This window comes from Rhodococcus sp. MH15 (assembly GCF_019266045.1).
GTDB lineage: Bacteria > Actinomycetota > Actinomycetes > Mycobacteriales > Mycobacteriaceae > Rhodococcus_F > Rhodococcus_F qingshengii.
Map to the genome: position 1 here is coordinate 977,105 of NZ_LPNP01000061.1, position 17,224 is coordinate 994,328.

At 63.8% G+C, this 17,224-nt stretch carries 17 protein-coding genes; 4 read left to right on the plus strand and 13 right to left on the minus strand.

The window, feature by feature from the left end; genetic code table 11:
• Window positions 1-49: 49 nt before the first annotated feature.
• Window positions 50-1,795: an NTP transferase domain-containing protein gene (locus tag ATN37_RS12505; RefSeq protein WP_218695206.1), complete on the plus strand. Its 1,746-nt coding sequence runs from the start codon at window positions 50-52 to the stop codon at window positions 1,793-1,795.
• 5 nt (window positions 1,796-1,800) lie between these two features.
• On the opposite strand, the gene ATN37_RS12510 is transcribed toward ATN37_RS12505, so the two are convergent.
• Both ATN37_RS12510 and ATN37_RS12515 read right to left on the minus strand, forming a co-directional pair.
• Window positions 1,801-2,145: a hypothetical protein gene (locus ATN37_RS12510; protein WP_054826395.1), complete on the minus strand. Its 345-nt coding sequence runs from the start codon at window positions 2,143-2,145 to the stop codon at window positions 1,801-1,803.
• Window positions 2,142-2,720, minus strand: coding sequence for a hypothetical protein (locus ATN37_RS12515; protein WP_042922177.1), 579 nt, complete (start codon window positions 2,718-2,720; stop codon window positions 2,142-2,144). Before ATN37_RS12515 ends, ATN37_RS12510 begins: the two co-directional genes overlap by 4 nt.
• A gap of 89 nt (window positions 2,721-2,809) precedes the next feature.
• On the opposite strand from ATN37_RS12515, the gene ATN37_RS12520 reads away from it, so the two are divergent.
• The gene (locus ATN37_RS12520) at window positions 2,810-3,577 is read left to right on the plus strand and encodes a hypothetical protein (protein ID WP_003942311.1); all 768 of its coding nucleotides are present in this window, start codon (window positions 2,810-2,812) and stop codon (window positions 3,575-3,577) included.
• A gap of 51 nt (window positions 3,578-3,628) precedes the next feature.
• Here ATN37_RS12520 and ATN37_RS12525 read toward each other — a convergent pair whose 3' ends face one another.
• The 7 genes from ATN37_RS12525 to ATN37_RS12555 form a co-directional block, all read right to left on the minus strand.
• Window positions 3,629-4,276, minus strand: a complete 648-nt coding sequence (locus tag ATN37_RS12525) for a maleylpyruvate isomerase family mycothiol-dependent enzyme (RefSeq protein WP_007731241.1) — start codon at window positions 4,274-4,276, stop codon at window positions 3,629-3,631.
• The gene (locus ATN37_RS12530) at window positions 4,221-4,970 is read right to left on the minus strand and encodes a sirohydrochlorin chelatase (protein ID WP_007731240.1); all 750 of its coding nucleotides are present in this window, start codon (window positions 4,968-4,970) and stop codon (window positions 4,221-4,223) included. The genes ATN37_RS12525 and ATN37_RS12530 overlap by 56 nt, the downstream gene beginning before the upstream one ends.
• The gene (locus tag ATN37_RS12535; RefSeq protein WP_003942336.1) at window positions 4,957-6,117 is read right to left on the minus strand and encodes a uroporphyrinogen-III synthase; all 1,161 of its coding nucleotides are present in this window, start codon (window positions 6,115-6,117) and stop codon (window positions 4,957-4,959) included. Before ATN37_RS12535 ends, ATN37_RS12530 begins: the two co-directional genes overlap by 14 nt.
• A complete protein-coding gene (nirD, locus tag ATN37_RS12540) occupies window positions 6,114-6,527 on the minus strand; it encodes a nitrite reductase small subunit NirD (RefSeq protein WP_003942316.1) in 414 nt (137 codons plus the stop codon). The genes ATN37_RS12535 and nirD overlap by 4 nt, the downstream gene beginning before the upstream one ends.
• 90 nt (window positions 6,528-6,617) lie before the next feature.
• Window positions 6,618-9,119, minus strand: coding sequence for a nitrite reductase large subunit NirB (gene nirB / locus ATN37_RS12545; protein WP_070386895.1), 2,502 nt, complete (start codon window positions 9,117-9,119; stop codon window positions 6,618-6,620).
• Window positions 9,120-9,168: 49 nt separating this feature from the next.
• Complete coding sequence (locus ATN37_RS12550; RefSeq protein WP_218695302.1) at window positions 9,169-10,569, minus strand: nitrate/nitrite transporter; 1,401 nt, start codon at window positions 10,567-10,569, stop codon at window positions 9,169-9,171.
• A gap of 113 nt (window positions 10,570-10,682) precedes the next feature.
• A complete protein-coding gene (locus ATN37_RS12555) occupies window positions 10,683-11,945 on the minus strand; it encodes an MFS transporter (protein WP_218695207.1) in 1,263 nt (420 codons plus the stop codon).
• 93 nt (window positions 11,946-12,038) lie between these two features.
• Between ATN37_RS12555 and ATN37_RS12560 the strand changes: the two genes are divergently transcribed.
• On the plus strand, window positions 12,039-12,719 hold the full coding sequence (locus ATN37_RS12560; RefSeq protein WP_003942319.1) for a FadR/GntR family transcriptional regulator: 681 nt from the start codon (window positions 12,039-12,041) through the stop codon (window positions 12,717-12,719).
• On the opposite strand, the gene ATN37_RS12565 is transcribed toward ATN37_RS12560, so the two are convergent.
• The 3 genes from ATN37_RS12565 to ATN37_RS12575 are packed head-to-tail and all read right to left on the minus strand — an operon-like array spanning window position 12,716 to window position 15,897.
• Window positions 12,716-13,570 carry a TIGR02569 family protein gene (locus ATN37_RS12565; protein ID WP_007731227.1) on the minus strand — a complete coding sequence of 285 codons (855 nt, stop codon included), beginning with the start codon at window positions 13,568-13,570 and terminating at the stop codon, window positions 12,716-12,718. The genes ATN37_RS12560 and ATN37_RS12565 overlap by 4 nt on opposite strands.
• A 45-nt stretch (window positions 13,571-13,615) precedes the next feature.
• Window positions 13,616-14,803: an adenylyltransferase/sulfurtransferase MoeZ gene (gene moeZ, locus ATN37_RS12570; protein WP_003942292.1), complete on the minus strand. Its 1,188-nt coding sequence runs from the start codon at window positions 14,801-14,803 to the stop codon at window positions 13,616-13,618.
• 47 nt (window positions 14,804-14,850) lie between these two features.
• Entirely contained in the window at window positions 14,851-15,897 is a 1,047-nt protein-coding gene (locus ATN37_RS12575; protein ID WP_007731223.1) for a DUF3152 domain-containing protein, read from the minus strand.
• Between the two features lie 328 nt (window positions 15,898-16,225).
• Between ATN37_RS12575 and ATN37_RS12580 the strand changes: the two genes are divergently transcribed.
• Complete coding sequence (locus tag ATN37_RS12580; protein ID WP_003942309.1) at window positions 16,226-16,897, plus strand: TetR/AcrR family transcriptional regulator; 672 nt, start codon at window positions 16,226-16,228, stop codon at window positions 16,895-16,897.
• A 75-nt stretch (window positions 16,898-16,972) separates the two neighbouring features.
• Here ATN37_RS12580 and ATN37_RS12585 read toward each other — a convergent pair whose 3' ends face one another.
• Window positions 16,973-17,203, minus strand: coding sequence for a DUF3107 domain-containing protein (locus ATN37_RS12585; protein ID WP_003942312.1), 231 nt, complete (start codon window positions 17,201-17,203; stop codon window positions 16,973-16,975).
• Window positions 17,204-17,224: the final 21 nt, after the last annotated feature.

Here is a 17,224-nt window from a genome sequence, read left to right on the forward strand (position 1 = left end):
TCACGTGTCACCGGTCGTCGTGACGCGGGCGATGGGGCAGCATGGAGGTATGACCGTCACGCCGCCGACCGCCGCCCTCATTCTGGCGGGTGGTCGCGGGACCCGAATGGGTGGTGTCGACAAACCCGGCCTGCTCGTTCACGGCCGCAGGCTCCTCGACGTCGCGCTTTCAGCGACGGCGCATCTGGACGCCGTCGTCGTGGTCGGTCCACATCGCCCTGAACTTGATCCTGGCATCACTCAAACTCAGGAAACTCCGGCCGGAGCCGGCCCTGTCGAGGCGATCTGGGCCGGATTGTCTGCGACCCGGTTACCCGACGACGCCGTGGTGGTGGTCCTGGCGTCCGATCTGCCGCACATCGAGGCCGTATCAGTTGACGCTTTGATAGCTGCCACGTCGACGGACAGTCCGGTGACGTGTGCCGTGGACGAGAACAACCGAACCCAATTCCTGCTCTCCGCGTGGACATTTCGCGAGCTCCGGCAACGCCTGTCCACATTGCGGGAGAGTTCGGGGTTGGAGAATCAACCTATGAAAGCGATTGTCACCGAACCGTTCTCGACGCTGCGTGTCACTGGCACCACTGACTGCGACACACCGGCGGACATCGACCGCGCGCGAAACCATCCGCGCCTGACGATCGAGCAAGCCCGCGCCGCCGTCAGGAACTCACTGACAGCATTGTCACCACACCGGGCCGCCCTCGCCGACAGTCTCGGAGCAACGCTCGCGCAGCCTCTCGTCGCCCTGGGTGATCTTCCTCGATCCGATGTCTCGGCGATGGACGGGTACGCCGTCTCCGGCGAGGGTCCCTGGCGAATCCGCACCGAGATCCGTATCGCGGGCGCCGACGGGCAACTCGAACTCGGTGAAGGCGAAGCGATTCGCATTGCCACGGGAGCACACCTGCCCCTCGGCGCCACCTCGGTGATTCGTGACGAGTATCTGTCCGTCGACGAGCCATCTCGGATGGTACGGAGACTGCCGGATGCGCCGCACCGCAACGACGCTCGATCACGAGGGGAAGATTGGACCACCGGATTCACGATCGCCCCGACTGGTACCGCGGTGACTCCGGCGGTGATCTCCGCAGCTGCCAGCGGAGAGGTATTCGACGCCCTCGTCCGTGGTCCGGTACGGGCACGCGTGATAGTCACCGGCGACGAGATCCGGCGGACCGGTCCACTGCGTGAAGGTCAGACCCGCGACTCCGTCGGTGGGATTCTCCCCTACCTATTGGAAAGCAACGGCGTACGGTGCGTGGCGAATTCGCACCTGAGGGACACGGCCGACAGTTTCGAGCGTGTACTGGCGGATGCGACTGAACAGGACCTGCTTGTTGTCATTGGTGCGACGGGCGGCGGCGCTGCCGACGAAATGCGCAGTGCGCTCGATCGACTCGGCGCTCGCACGATTGTCGGGCGAGTCGCCTCGCGCCCGGGCGGATCTCAGATAACGGCTGTCCTGCCCAGTGGTCGGGTGGTTCTCGGCCTCCCCGGCAACCCGTACGCCGCAGTGACCACCCTGTTGACGATGCTGCCCACCGTCGTGGCCGCCTTGACGGGAAGCGACACACCACCGCCACTGCTCGGCATCATCGAGAACGCCGCTGCGGTGACTTCCGATGCGGTACGCCTACTGCCGGTCACACAATCCGCCGACGGTCGCTGGCGCGCCGAACCGTCTGTACGTACCGCACACCTGGCGGGGTTGATCGGGCGCTCCTCGTTTGCACTCGTTCCGCCACACGCGGAAGACGGTGCCGTCGCCGAAGTGGTTGTCCTCCCACGCTGATCGGGTCAGTCGTTTGGGCGCCTACGCCGGTTGACCCCGACCACGCCGACCACTGTCGCAAGCACCAGCGAATACACGCCCCACAGCACCAAGAACGGCAGCAACCAGCCGGCATCAACGGTCTGACCGCGCGGTCCGACGCAGTACAGCGTGAAATTGGTGGACGTACCGTCGCCGTCGGAAAAGGTATCCGAGACGACCATCGCGCTCGATGTGGGAGCTTCACAGAAAATCGGCGCCAAATGAGCGACCTGTCCTGGCCAGATCACCGAAGACAGTAGTGCAGCAAAGATTCCCACGACCACGATCACCACTACGGAGATCACCAACGGAGCGATACGGCGGCTCACAGCGGGTGCACCAGGAAGGGAGTTCCGTCAGGCTCGAAGACCACCAGCGCCCGCGAGCGTGGAGATTCCACCATCACGGATGCGCGAATCGCCTCGGTGCGACTGACCGAGATCCCGGTGACTTCGCCGTCGTCGACACCGCTGTTCTCCAGCGCGTCGTCGACCAACTTCTCGAGGTTCGTCAATGCCGGCACTTGATCCAGCGTGAACGATCGTGCATCGAGATCGTCGGTGACACTGACTTGCACGGGGCTCGGCTCGCCGAGAATGACTCCGTCGAAAGAGAATCTGTCGAGCTGGGTCGGCTTCCCGGGGTCTCGAACGGTGACTCCGAGCGTCTCGATCGGGCTGATGTCGATGCTGGTCACCGATACCGCGTCGACGCCGTATCTATGTGCGAGGCTGTCGAACCCGCCTCGCACCAACTCCGACGTCATCCCACCGCCACGTTCGCGCATCTGATTGTCGAAATCCATCCGATCGACGGCACCGATACATCCGCTCAGACTCGTGGCCGCCAAAGCGATGGCTACCGTCCACAGCGCCGACCGCACCTGCGAGGACGCGAATTTCATGAGCGGAGCGTACCGCGAGTGTCCGGTTCCATCCCGGTGGACTGCGCGTCGCACGAATTACTGTCGGCGACTCGTGGGATCATCGCGCCATGAATCGTGTCGACGAAGGATTCGAACCGCCGGACGCATTGGTCGAGTGGTGCCGCTCCCGCACCTTTCCACTGCACGTCCTCGACGACGAAGCCACCGTCGACCTGGATTGGTGGAACGCCCACCTGAAGGACGCCGGCCACACCATCAGCCTGCGCGGGCGTGATCTCGACGGCAAAGTGATCACCGAAGGCCGAGCCATCGTTCAACGCAACGACCTTCGCCCGTCGAGCGATCTCGTTGTCGCCCAGCACGACGGCCTCGGACTACTGTTTCTCTGCGCGGCCTGGCAGGGCTCGCACGAGAGCCGACGGTTCACACGGCGGTTCCCCAACGTCTTCAATCCCCATCACCGCGAGGACGAGGATCCGCTGACCCAGATCACAGCCATTCTCGATCACTGCTCGAAAAACAAGTCGATGCCCGTCGTCCGGCGCGACACCTGGTCCGGGTGGCCACTCACCCCCGGTGTCGGGGTATCGCTGATGGCCGCTTTCATGTGGGCAGTGGGCGTACAGGACGAAGGCCGACGCGCTCAGATGATCGACCAGTACGGAGTCTCGACGCTCATCCACGAGGGCTGGCTCGAGGATCCTTCCGTCACCGGCTTCACGACGCGTCGCTACCGCCGGTACTGCGAACTTCTCGACAGCTGGGCCTATGCCGCCGGCACCCAACCCGAGATCGTCGAGATGTGGTTGGTGAAAAGGTGGAGTGCGCGATTGGCCCAAGCACGCAACGACGTGAGCGCCCCCACCCTGTTCTAACTCTCAGAACGGCTGCATCTCAGAACGGCTGCATCTCAGAACGGCTGCATCTCAGAACGGCCAGGCAGGGAGAGTCGGCAGCCCCACCCTCGTCGGCCTCCCGACCAACCAGGCCAAGGTCTCCGCGTCGGACAGCGACGGCACTCGTACACCCGGGACCGCCGTCTCGAGTGCGCCCAACTGACTGGCGAGAGTGAATTCCACGAACTCGGCAGGCCAGTCGTGGCAGGTGTAACCGATGTCGAGGTCCATCAGGTGAATCTCGATCTCGTTCCAGCGCAGGATCGGTAGATCGAATGCCGTCACAGGTTTGCGCCACGGCACCGGTGTGTCCAGTCGATCAGTCGGGATCTCGCACAACGCGTCGACCAGCCTCGTTCCCGAGAAGCGGTAGTCGAGGGCCAACAATTCAGCCGGGCGATCTGCGCCCTCTTCGATTGCAGCATTGCGCGCATCCGGCCCCCCTGGATACATCTCCCCCGATTCGCCGCCCTGCACGCCGGCAACAAATCTGCCCAGCGCGTCGGCGTTGCGCGACATGTGCGTCACGACGTGTCCCCGACTCCACCCGGGGAGCCCGGAGGGCTCCCGCGCCTGCTCTTCGGTCAGTGCACCGATGAGAGCCTGTGCCTTGACGTCGGATTCACGAACTGCTGCGACCAGGTCGGCATACGTCGGCGTTACGGAGTGAGACGTCATGCAGCGATACTAGTTCCCTTCGCGCACTCTCATACCGATTCACGACAAGGTCCACCACTCCCGGATCGACGCCGAGCGGTTCGGTCACACCATCGGCTCCTGCAGCGTGCAACCTTTCGTGGAACAGCCCGTGCGCGAGGAGGTACGAGGCGACAAAAACTCGCTTCGCGCCGCGAACGCGTGCTGCTGCAACAACATCGGCTACCTTCGGCTCCCCGGTCGCGATGTACCCGATGTCGACACGAGTCCCCGCCGCTTCGGCAAGCATCAGCGCAGCACGCTCGACGTCTCGCAGCGCCCGCGCATCGGAGGACCCGGCGGCAGCAAGCACTATCGCGTCACCCGGATTCCACCCCGCCTCGGTCAAGCGTCGGAGCAGCACGCGCGCAAGCGCCGGATCGGGTCCGAGTGCGGGCGTCACACTCACAGCCGAGTGCTCACTGAGCGTCACTTCGCGTCGAACATCGGTGTGAACGTGGTAGCCGGACGCCAGGAACGCCGGTACGAGAATCGCTCGCCCCGGAGTGTCCCGGAGGACTTCCGAAGGTGACGGACCGAGCACATCGACAAAGGCAACGCGCGTGCGTCCGACGCGCGTGCCGACGGCTTCGGCCAGGGCGGCAACCATTTCCACGCCACGTGCACTACGCGTGCCGTGAGCTACCAGTACGAGTACATCGTCATCGCGTTGCATAGTCACCTGGATTCTGTACGTAGTCGCCGGGGTCGAGGGCCAGTCGATAGCCCCGCTTGACCACCGTCTGAACGGCTTTGGGCGCGCCGAGGCACGCGCGCAATCGGGCGACGGCGGTCTCGACGGCATGGGTGTCGCCGCCGCCGCCGGGAAGAGAAGCCAGCAGTTCGTCGCGGGAGACGACTCGACCGGGGCTGGCACCGAGAGTGCGGATCAACGACATCGCAGCCGGCGGCAATTGCTTCACTTCACCGTCCACGACTACGCAACCGCCGCGAATACTGATTTCGTGTTCGCCGGCTTGAATCTTGTTGGCTCGCTGCGGGAGTTCGTCGACGATGTGTCTCGCGAGCGCGCCCAGACGTGCCCGCGCCGGGGCTGTGGTCGGTACATTCAACGCTTCGAGCGGCGCCGAGGTGACCGGGCCGACGCACATGGCCGCCACCGGACCCCGCATCGCGTCGAGAATGTCTCCGAGATCCCCGGTCTTGTCGGCGCGCATCAACATCGAGGCTACGGCCGGTGCACTGGTGAAACTGACGGCGTCGATTCCGGCTGACGCTATGGCGTCGATCATCCGGTCGAGCAGCGTCGGATCCTCCGGCGGTTCCCATCGATAGACGGGCACCGCGATGACCTCGGCGCCGGCCTCGCGCAACACCTGACAGAAGTCGGGAATCGGCTCCCACTCGGTGGTCGCACCATGCAGTTGTACAGCGATCCGCTTTCCCGAGACACCTTCTGCCAGAAGATGTTCGAGCACCTCGGCGGAAGACTCGGATGCCGGTGACCATTCCTCACGAAGGTCGGCCGCGCGGATTGCTCCCTTGGCCTTCGGTCCTCGCGCGAGCAGACGAGCCGAGCCCAACGCGGATCCGAGATTTTCCGCCTCACCCCACCCGTCGGCTGCTTCCAGCCAACCCCGGAATCCGATCCCGGTGGTGGCGACAACCACCTCGGGAGGATCCGAGATGATCTGCTGTGTCACCCTTTCGAGCTCACGGTCGTCGGCCAACGGAATGATTCGAATCGCCGGAGCGTGAACGACATCCGCTCCCCGACGAGTCAGCAAGGTCGCGAACTCCTCGGCGCGGCGCGAAGCAGTGATACCTACCGTGAATCCAGCCAACGGCATGTCGTCACTCACGAGACTGCATCGGCGACAGTCGAGCGAACACCCTGCATCTGCAAGCTGTGTACCTGAACGACTCCAGCCCACACGCGAACGCCGTACACCGGCAGCGCAACCGACGAGTCGTCCAGCGCCCGGCCGTCGACCAGCGAGAACGCCTGCTTGAGCAGTGGCGAGACCACGATCGGCTCACCGTCCCGGTCGCCGACGAGTCCGCGAGACATCACCGCGGCGCGGCCGTACGGATCGAAGTTGCTGACAGCCCGGAGTGTGCCGTCCTCGAGTAGGAACAGCGCCACCTGCTCGCCGCCGCGAAGAAGCACGGCAACTCCGCGTCCAGGGATCAGATGGCTCAGCGGGCAGGCCGACGTCCATTCGAGTCGATCCGAATCCAGCTTGGCGATCTGCGCATCGATGACACTCATCGAAGTCCTCCTGTCGATCCGGCGACAACGTCGCGCGGGTTCTTGTCTACGTTTCTACGGATCCCGTGTTTCCCACGGGTTACGCGACTATTACCGGCGCGTGGGGATGCTCGGCATGCCCATCAGGACCGGAACCTTGCGCACTCCGGTCTCGTCGAACACAACCGTCGGGTCGGCTTCTTCCGGTGCGTTGACGAACGAGACGAACCTCGACAATTTCTCCGGATCACCCAGCACACCGGCCCATTCGTCCTGGTAACCCTCGACGTGCTTGGCCATCAGTGCCTCGAGTTCCTCGCCGATACCCAGGCTGTCTTCACAAATCACGGCCTTGAGGTGATCGAGTCCGCCTTCGAGTGATTCGACCCACGGCGCCGTGCGCTGGAGGCGATCGGCAGTACGGATGTAGAACATGAGGTAGCGGTCGATGTACTTGACCAAGGTCGCGTCGTCGAGGCCTCCGGCAAGCAACTGAGCGTGTTTGGGCGACTGTCCGCCGTTACCGCCCACATACAGATTCCAACCGTTCTCCGTCGCGATGACGCCGACGTCCTTGCCTCGCGCTTCGGCACATTCACGGGCGCAACCCGAGACGCCGAACTTGATCTTGTGCGGCGAACGCAGACCGCGGTAGCGATTCTCGAGGTCGACGGCCATACCCACCGAATCCTGGACACCGTAGCGGCACCAACTCGAACCGACGCAACTCTTGACCGTCCGGAGGGACTTGCCGTACGCCTGACCCGATTCCATCCCGGCGTCGACGAGGCGCTTCCAGATCGCGGGCAACTGTTCGACGCGGGCACCGAACAAGTCGATGCGCTGACCGCCGGTCACCTTCGTGTACAAGCCGAAGTCTCGCGCCACTTCTCCGATGACGATGAGTTGCTCACCCGTGACCTCGCCGCCAGGCATCCGAGGTACCACGGAGTACGTACCGTTCTTCTGGATGTTCGCGAGGAAGTGATCGTTGGTGTCCTGCAACGACGCCTGCTGGCGGTGCAGGATGTGATCGGAGTCCGTCGATGCCAGAATCGAAGCGACTACAGGCTTGCAGATGTCGCAACCGGCGCCCTTGCCGTACTTGGCGATCAGCGCCGAGAAGGTTCTGGTCTGCGTCGACTGGACGATCTGGAACAACTCGGCCCGCGACTGCGCGAAATGTTCGCACAGTGCCTTCGACATCACGACGCCGGAATCGGCCAGCAGCTGCTTCACGGTGGGAAGGCAACCGCCACAAGTGGTTCCGGCGCTGGTGCACGCCTTCACCGAAGCGATGTCGCATGCGCCGGCTGCGATTGCACCGCAGATGGCTCCCTTCGTCACGGCGTTGCACGAGCACACCTCGGCGTCGTCGGGCAGCGAGCCTGCACCCGGCTTCTCCCCCGCAGGCGAGATCAATGTCGCCGGGTCACCGGGTAGTTCGCGACCGACCAGCGGGCGCAGCGACGCGTAGGCCGATGCGTCACCGACAAGAATGCCGCCGAGCAGGATCTTCGCGTCGTCGGAGACCACGAGCTTTGCGTACGTCCCCTTGGACGCGTCGCTGAGGACGACTTCGAGGGCGCCCGGTGAGGTCGCCATCGCGTCACCGAAACTGGCGACGTCGACGCCCATGAGCTTGAGCTTGGTGGACATGTCCGCGCCCGGGAAATCCGCGGCGCCGCCGAGCAGACGATCGGCCACGATCTCGGCCGTCGTGTAACCGGGAGCGACCAGACCGTAGCAACGGCCTTCCACCGCAGCACATTCGCCGACGGCATAGATGTTCTCGTCCGACGTCACGCAGCCGAGGTCGGTCAGAATGCCACCGCGCTCCCCCACTGCGATGCCGGCGTCGCGGGCCAGCTGATCACGCGGACGTACTCCGGCGGAGAAGACGAGCAGCGACGCGTCGATGGTGGAGCCGTCGGAGAGTTCGACCACGATTCCATTGTCGGCCTGCGAAATTCCCGCCGTCCCGACACCGGTGTGGACAGTGAGCCCGAGTTCGGTGACGAGGCGAGCGAGCAGTGCGCCACCACCCTCGTCGACCTGCATCGGCATCAATCGCGCATTGTGTTCGACGACGTGTGCCGTCATCCCCATGAGCGAGAGAGCATTTGCGGCCTCGAGTCCAAGCAAACCTCCGCCCACCACGACGCCGACAGCGCCAGGACCAGCCTTCTCGGCGGCGGCCCGGATACCGTCGAGGTCGTCGAGGGTGCGGTAGACAAAACATCCGTCGCCGTCGTGCCCCGGCACGGGAGGCACGAACGGATACGAACCGGTCGCCATCACCAGAGCGTCGTAGGAGATCGTCTCGCCGGTTGTCGTCGTGACCGTGCGTGCATCTTTGTCGATCGAGAGCGCGCCTTCCCCCACTCGGAGATCGACCAGGCCGTCACCGACGTAATCGTTGCCGGCCAGTGCCAATTCCTTGGGGTCCCACGCTCCGACGTACGAGGACAGCCCGACTCGGTCGTACGCTGCGTACTGCTCGTCGCAGAGTACGGTCACCGACCAGTTGTTCGCTTCGTCGCGCGAACGCAGTGCCTCGACGAATCGGTGTCCGACCATTCCGTGTCCGATGACAACAACCGACTTGCTCATGACGCCTACTTCCTGAGGTACGAGATAGTTCTGAGATTCTGCGGACCGCTCACGCCGTGACTGCGACCTTCGCCTCGTCGACGTCTGTGGTCAGCGTCGACGGCTTGCGCAGGAAGACGAACCAGGTGACTGCGATGCAGGCGATGTAGAAGGCCAGGAACACCCAGAAGGCCATGGTCGCCGACTTCGCGGGGCTGCTGTACGACGCGCGCAGCACCAGGTTGATGCCGACGCCGCCCAAACCGCCTACCGCACCGGCAAATCCGATGAGAGCACCGGAGATACTGCGCGACCACGTTGCCTTCTCGCTTCGATCCATGTGATCGAAGCTCTGAGCCTTCGCCTCGAAGATCGCCGGGATCATCTTGTAGACGGATCCGTTTCCGATGCCCGAGAGCAGGAACAGGGCGATGAAGCCGAGAACGAAAGTCACCATGATCCCGGCGCTGGCGACGCCGGCGGTGTTGTCGTCCATCGTTCCGGCCGTCACGAGTATCGATGCCGCGAATGCCATGGCGACAAACGTCCACATGGTGATCTTGCCGCCGCCGATGCGGTCGGCCAGTTTGCCACCGAGCGGCCGGGCGATCGAACCGAGGAGAGGGCCGATGAAGGCGATCTGTGCTGCATGCAGCGCCGCCGCGGCCGGAGTGGTACCGCCGGCGAGGAAGTTGATCTGCAGAACCTGACCGAAGGCGAAGCTGAATCCGATGAAGGAACCGAACGTACCGATGTACAGGAAGCTGATCACCCACGACTCGGAGAACTTGAGTGCCTTGGCCATGGAGCGCAGGTCCGACTTCTGGTTGCCCAGGTTGTCCATGAACAGCGCGGCACCGACGGCGGCGGCCGCAATGAACACGAGATAGACGGCGCAGACGATCCACGGAGCGCGGTTACCGACGGTGGCGATCACCAGCAGACCGATCAGCTGGATCATCGGCACACCGATGTTGCCGCCGCCGGCATTGAGACCGAGCGCCCACCCCTTGAGGCGTTGCGGGTAGAAGGCATTGATGTTGGTCATCGACGACGCGAAGTTGCCGCCGCCGATACCTGCAGTGGCCGCTACCAACATGAACGTGGTGTACGACGCACCCGGGTTCATCATCAGGTAGAGCGTGAGAAGTGTTGGCACGAAGAGGAACAGCGCACTCATGACGGTCCAGTTACGACCGCCGAACCGTGCGGTGGCAACCGTGTAGGGAATACGGAGGACCGACCCGACAAGTGTGGGCACTGCGACGAGGAAGAACTTTCCGGCCGCGTCGATGCCGTAGATATCCGTCGGCATGAACAACACCATCACGGACCAGATCGACCAGATCGAGAAGCCGACGTGTTCGGCTACCACTGACCAGATCAGGTTCCGCTTCGCGATGTCCTTGCCGCCGGATTCCCAGGCGTCGACGTCCTCTGCATCCCAATGCTCGATGTAATGACTCACCAGGGCCTCCTGAATATGTTGGAGACCCAAAGGTAGAAAACGGTTATTGCGCCGGTGCTGCGTGCGATGACCGCGAAGTCAATTGATCCTCACCCGGTAACAAGACCGGGTGTGAGCTAGTTTTTCGCAGGTGCGTGCCAGGAATCCTCGAGCATCCGAGGCTTGCATGCCTGGTAGGCGCCCAGGAGCACCACGATCACCGCGACGACGAGCAGGCCGAACGGCGCAGCGTATCCACCGGACACGTCGTGAAAAACGCCGAACAGGAGCGGACCGAGGCAGGCAACGGAGTAGCCGATGCCCTGGGTGAAGCCGGACAGTGCCGAGGAACCGATGTGTGAACGAGTACGCAGGTTGATCAGTGTGAGCGACATCGGAAACGTGCTCGGACCGAGGCCCAGGACGACAACCCACACGACCGGCGCCGCCATCGGGGCAAAGTACAGCCCGCCCATGCCGACCAGGTAGCAGACGGCACACGCGATCACGACAGGGAAGGGATTGGCCATGCGGGCGCACAGCGTCGGTGCACCGAAAGCTGCGACGAGCCCGATCACCGAGAACATTCCGACCATCGTTCCGCCGAAGGCGTCACTGGCTCCGGCGTCACGAAGGATCGAGGGAATCCACGTGAACATCGAATACGTGATCAGTGAGGTCATGCCGAACATGCCGGCCATCCCCCAGGCCACGGGAGAACGCCAGACCTGACCGCGTGGCTGTTCTGCCACTGCCGCAACCGAATCCGATGAATTCTCGACGGACCCGGCTTCGTTCGCGCGAGCCTTGCGCGAGCGAGCGAGGGTGATCAACCACGGCACTGCTGCGGCGAAGCCGAAGGCGGACCACCAGCCGATCGAGAACCGCCACCCCAAGGCGTCGGCAACGGGGACTGCGACGAACGCCGGAACGATGGTGCCGATCTGCACGGCCACGATGTAGACCGAACTCATGGTGGCGAGGCGATCCGAGAAGTACCGCTTGACCAACGGCGGGATCACGACATTGCCGATTCCCATGCCTGCCAGTGCCAGAGCCGAGAGGGCCAGCAACGACCATGTCTGAGACATCATGGCGCGCAACAGCATTCCGACGCCGGCCATGAGCATCGCGACGAGGGCCGTCCGCTCGAGCCCGATACGTTTCGCGATGGCGGGAGTGACGAGACCGAAGATGGCGAACATGGCGGTCGGAACCATGCCGAAGACACCGACGATCGAGGCGGAGAAGCCGATCTCGTCGCGAATCTCGGCCGCCAAGGGCGAGAACGAGGTCACCGCAAGTCGAAGTACGAGCGCAGACATCGCAATCGCTGCGAAGACGAGCACACGGCCTTGTACCAACGAGCGGGTTTCGGTTCTCTCCAGTTGAGCAGTCACCGGGAAATCATAGGATGACCGGACGAACTCGCACAAGCGCGGTAATCTAACGTCACATTCACACCATTTACCCGGACCCGAGGAAACAACCACGTGCAACCCGTTCGACGCGCAAGTCTCATCTCGCAGGTCACCGAACAACTCCGCAACGAGATCCGGAGCGGAACCTGGCCGATCGGTTCCAAAATCCCCACCGAACCGGAACTGTCGGAGCTGACCGGGACCGGTCGCAATACCGTGCGCGAGGCAGTCCAGGCGCTCGTACACGCCGGAATGCTGGAACGTCGTCAGGGATCGGGCACCTACGTCGTTGCTGTCTCCGACCTCGGTGGCACTCTCGGCAACTACTTTGCCGGTGCCCACCAGCGGGATGTACTCGAACTTCGGCGCGCACTCGACATCACTGCAGCCACCCTCGCCGCCGCACGGCGAACCGAAGACGACATCGCCGAACTGACGCGGCTACTCGAGCTTCGCACCGCGTCATGGGAGGGTCAGGACGTCGACGCCGCCACCACCGCGGACGTCGCCCTGCACCGAGCAATCGTCGCGGCCAGCCACAACGAGGTCTACCTGGAGTTCTACGACTCCCTGCTCCCGGTCATCGAGACCACGATCCAACAACACATCGACGCGACCGGCGAGGGATTCCACTCGCAGCACGCGAACCTCGTCAACGCTGTCGTCGACGGGAACACCGTGGCCGCCTCGAACGCCGCACGCGAGTTGTTCGAGGGCCTGGTCTCGGACTTCGGTACCGGCGCCCCGATCTAGAGCAGCAAGCGCACGATGTCGGAGGTACGGGCCAACCCCGGGAACGCGTCCGCCGTCGAGCGAGGATGCAGAACATGAACTGCCAAGCGGAACATCACCGCACGTAGAAGCATCTGCGGCCACTCGGGGAGATCTTCCCACCGGCCGACCAGTGCCTCGTCGGCACCGCCCCACGAGATCGCGTCGACCACAGCGACGGCGGCGGCCCACGCAGCCGGCCGCCAATACGGCGTGATGTCGGTGATTCCGGGCGCCATACTGCCCGAGAACAGCACTGTCCCGAACAGATCGCCGTGCACGAGCTGGTCCGGGCTCTGCACCGGCTTACGCAAAGTAGCGAGCCCGGCGATCAGTTCCAGACTCTTGCGACCGTCAGGAGTGGGCGTCTCGAGTTGCTCGACGCCCTTCGCGATCCTCAGCGGAACCGTTTCCCATGCCGCGCGATCAGCGGCGACGAATACGTCGACCTCGGCCCACGGCGGCACGGGCGGTTGCGCAAGGAAGCGCGGACGCTCGAGCGAGGCCGTCGCCGCATGCAGTCGGCAGGACATCGAGACCACTTCGTCGTGACGTGGTTCCGGCGATCCGACGATGAAGGTGTCGGCACGCCAGCCCGAGACGACGTAACGACCGTCGGTCGAACGCACCGGTCGAGCCAGCCGAACGCCGTCGACTTCGAGGTTCTCTCGCACCTTCGCCGACCACGCTGCGCGGGCATGATCCGCGACTGCTGAAAGGACGACGTCTCCACACAGCCACCCGCCGTCCCAATCCGCACCGAGTGGGATGGGATCGACTTCACGGAGGCCGAAGGTGGAGCACACGTGCTGGGGAGGTTGGCCTGTGCTCACACCCCAACGCTACCGGTGCGCGGCGCCGCCTCCCGCGAGGCGCGCCTAGTAGACCGGCAGACTCGCATCCACCTGGTTCGCCCAGGCGATCGCGCCGCCTTGAACGTGGACCGCGTCGGAGAAACCGGCGTTCTTGAGAAATGCCAGTGCCTCGGCGGAACGAATGCCGGTTTTGCAGTACAGCACTATCTGCTTGTTCTGCGGCAACGTCGCCAGAGCTTCACCGGACAGGATGCGGTCCTTCGGGATCAGCACGGCCCCCGGCAGATGCATGATGTCCCATTCAACCGGTTCTCGTACGTCGACCAGCTCGATCGACCGTCCCTCGCCGATCATGGCCTCCAGTTCGGGCGCCGTGATCGTCGAACCGACAGCAGCGGCACTCGCCTCTTCGGACACGACACCGCAGAACGCGTCGTAGTCGATCAAGGCGGTGACCGGCACGCGGGTCGGATCACGCTGAAGGCGGATCGTCCGGAACGTCATCGCAAGTGCGTCGTAGATCATCAGGCGTCCGAGAAGCGGTTCGCCGATCCCCGTGATGAGCTTGACCGCCTCGGTCGCCATGATCGAACCGACGGTCGCAGGCAGGACTCCGAGCACACCACCCTCGGCGCACGAGGGGACCATGCCTGGCGGCGGTGCCTCCGGGTAAAGATCGCGATAGTTCAGTCCCGCGCCGTCCGGGGCGTCTTCCCAGAAGACCGAGACCTGCCCTTCGAAGCGGTAGATCGAGCCCCACACGTATGGCTTTCCCGCGATGACGGCAGCATCGTTGACGAGGTACCGCGTCGCGAAGTTGTCCGTACCGTCCAGGATCAGGTCGTACTCGGAGAACAGTTCGACCGCGTTGGAGTTGTCCAGGCGGAACTCGTGCAACCGGACGTCGACGTGCTCGTTGATTTCGAGAATCGACTCCTTCGCACTGAGCGCCTTCGGGCGTCCGACGTCGGAGCGTCCGTGAATCACCTGACGCTGCAGGTTCGACATGTCGACCTCGTCGAACTCGACGATCCCGATGGTGCCCACTCCTGCGGCCGCGAGATAGAGCAGTGCCGGTGAACCCAATCCACCGGCGCCGATGAACAGGACTCGTGCATTCTTGAGCCGCTTCTGGCCGGTCATGCCTACGTTCGGGATGATCAGGTGCCGGCTGTATCGGGCAACTTCCTCCCGGCTCAACTCGGCTGCCGGCTCCACCAGTGGTGGCAATACGACGGGTGTTGCAGACACCGCGAAACACTCCTAGTTCAAGACGAGATCAGGGATTCTCGATCCGGTCACGCTCGGGGGTACGGCCACGGATTGAAGCGGCACGTGAGTCCGTTCATCGGAACGACGCCCTCGGGATCAAGCCTAGCGATGTCGTTGTTCGCGGTTCCGAAGGTCTGCTGCATCATGATCGGTGCGAGTCCGCCTTCGGTCTCGCACGGCTGATGAGCGGCGTATCCGATGGCATGGCCGACCTCGTGATTGATCTGATACTGCCGATACGAGCCGATGTCGCCCTGGAACGAAATGGCGCCTCGCACCCATCGCGGTTCGTTGAGCAGGACTCGGTCCATGCTCGGGTTGTAGCAGGATCCTTCGAGTTCGATTTCGTATCCACAGCCTTCGCGGATCGTCATCTGTGAGGTCAAGGAGATCCGGAAGTCCGGCTCGCCGGCGTCGACGCGCCGGAACGCGACCTTGGGATCGTTGGTCCAACTCTTCGGATTGGCCAGTGTCTGGTCGACCATGCGTCCGTACGATTCGTCTCCGCCGAAGCCGGTCGTGTCGACGCCGTCCTCGATCTCGACCGTGTACGTGAACTCGCGTTCGGTTCCCTGTCCGACCTTGCCCGTCGTACCTGGTACGACGTGCCACGTTCCACCCCCCGCGACGGTGAACGGACCACCGTCGGGAAGGGCACCGGACGGTATCGACGAGGCAAAAGTTCCGTCTCCGGCCGGTGGGGCACCGATGACATCGGTTCCGTCGGTGCTGTGCGCGAGGTCGGCGGTGGCCGACGTCTTGCTCGCGGAGTCTGTGGCGTCCGGCCGTACCGCATCGACGATCACAAGAATGGTGAGCACCACGAGAACCGGAATCGCGTAGGCCCGCCAACCGTAGGTCGAGACGAAGCGCCCGAGCTTGCTCTGCTTTCGCGCTGCCCGGTCCGGTCGCGGATTACGCGGGGTTCGGCCCACTTCTCGTTTGGTCGGATCCCATTGGGCGCGCAAAGGCTGATGGGAGGAAATGCCGCGATAGTCGCGTTCGCCGTAGGCACGATCATCCGGCACCTCCGGCCGACGTTCGTCGCGAGGCGCTCCAGTTCCGCTACGCATTCGACGTTCCTCACGTTCAGGGTTCTGCGTAGTTCGTCCACGCATGCGCGGTCCCCCTGGGTCAGTCACGTCGTCCAGAATCTCACACACGGCAAGTCGCTCGCCCGGGCTGACCGAAACTTGCTGGTCCTGGCGTGTCATGGCAGCCCGTCCTGTAACGAGAAAGACCGCTGGTCTCGCTCACCGAGGCACGCGCGACTCGCCCGGGCGACACACGGTATCGTTCATTCGGCTACGACCGGTGTGACGGAGGATACTGGCGGGTACGCACACGCGACTCGCGGATCCGCGCGCCGACCGAATTACTTTTGCTCAGATTGGAAGCGACATGACAGAACTCGCGGATCGGACTGACTCCGATCGCGGTACAACGGCTGGCAAGCCTGCCGGAACACGTCGCAGCACCCGCCTCCCCCGCGATGCGCGCCGCCTCCAGCTCCTCGCAGCTGCAAGTGAGGTATTCGTTGCGAACGGGTACCACTCGGCCGGCATGGACGAGATCGCCGAATGTGCCGGTGTCAGCAAGCCAGTTCTGTACCAACATTTCCCAGGCAAACTCGAACTGTACGTCGCAGTCCTGCAGAGTTACGTCGACAGCCTCATCTCGGGTGTACGCCAGGCCCTGCGATCGACGACGGACAACAAACAGCGTGTCCGCGCCGCGGTCCAGGCGTTCTTCGACTTCGTCGACAACGACTCCCAGGGCTTCCGCCTGGTGTTCGAGTCCGACATCATGGGCGAACCTCAGGTCCAGACACGCGTCGAACAAGCCACCGAAGCCTGCGTCGACGCCGTGTTCGACCTGGTGAGTCAGGATTCCGGACTCGATCCGTACCGTGCGCGCATCCTTGCGGTCGGCCTTGTCGGTGCCAGCCAGTTCACTGCGCGGTACTGGCTCGAAGCCGCGCGGCCGATCCCGAAGGAAGAAGCCGTGGAAATCACCGTGACCCTCGCGTGGGGCGGTCTCTCACACGTGCCGCTGCAAGCCGAAACGAAGTAACCGGAACCCGAACCCGAACGAGAATGGGCGGGCAGTCTCACGACTGCCCGCCCATTCTGCTGTTACAGCTACGCGTCAGACGGTAGGCGCGAATCCGACCTTGCGGATATCGGACGGACCGATCTCCACGTACGCCACACGAGAAGCCTGCACCAGGAACTTGCGGCCCTTGTCGTCGACGAGAGCCAGAACCGGCTCGCGGCCACCGAGGACAGCCGCGACCAGTGTCTCGACCTCGTCAGGGGTCTGTTCGCTGTTGACGATGAGCTCACGCGGGCTGTCGATTACACCGATCTTGACCTCCACGGTCAACCTCCGAACTGTTCG

What these genes read in the sequence shown, in the direction of transcription:
- ATN37_RS12505 (WP_218695206.1), top strand. Translation starts at nt 50, where the DNA reads ATGACCGTCACGCCGCCGACCGCCGCCCTCATTCTGGCGGGTGGTCGC.
- ATN37_RS12525 (WP_007731241.1), bottom strand. Translation starts at nt 4,276, where the DNA reads ATGACGTCTCACTCCGTAACGCCGACGTATGCCGACCTGGTCGCAGCA.
- ATN37_RS12530 (WP_007731240.1), bottom strand. Translation starts at nt 4,970, where the DNA reads ATGCAACGCGATGACGATGTACTCGTACTGGTAGCTCACGGCACGCGT.
- nirB (WP_070386895.1), bottom strand. Translation starts at nt 9,119, where the DNA reads ATGAGCAAGTCGGTTGTTGTCATCGGACACGGAATGGTCGGACACCGA.
- ATN37_RS12580 (WP_003942309.1), top strand. Translation starts at nt 16,226, where the DNA reads ATGACAGAACTCGCGGATCGGACTGACTCCGATCGCGGTACAACGGCT.
- ATN37_RS12515 (WP_042922177.1), bottom strand. Translation starts at nt 2,720, where the DNA reads ATGAAATTCGCGTCCTCGCAGGTGCGGTCGGCGCTGTGGACGGTAGCC.
- ATN37_RS12575 (WP_007731223.1), bottom strand. Translation starts at nt 15,897, where the DNA reads ATGCGTAGCGGAACTGGAGCGCCTCGCGACGAACGTCGGCCGGAGGTG.
- nirD (WP_003942316.1), bottom strand. Translation starts at nt 6,527, where the DNA reads ATGAGTGTCATCGATGCGCAGATCGCCAAGCTGGATTCGGATCGACTC.
- ATN37_RS12520 (WP_003942311.1), top strand. Translation starts at nt 2,810, where the DNA reads ATGAATCGTGTCGACGAAGGATTCGAACCGCCGGACGCATTGGTCGAG.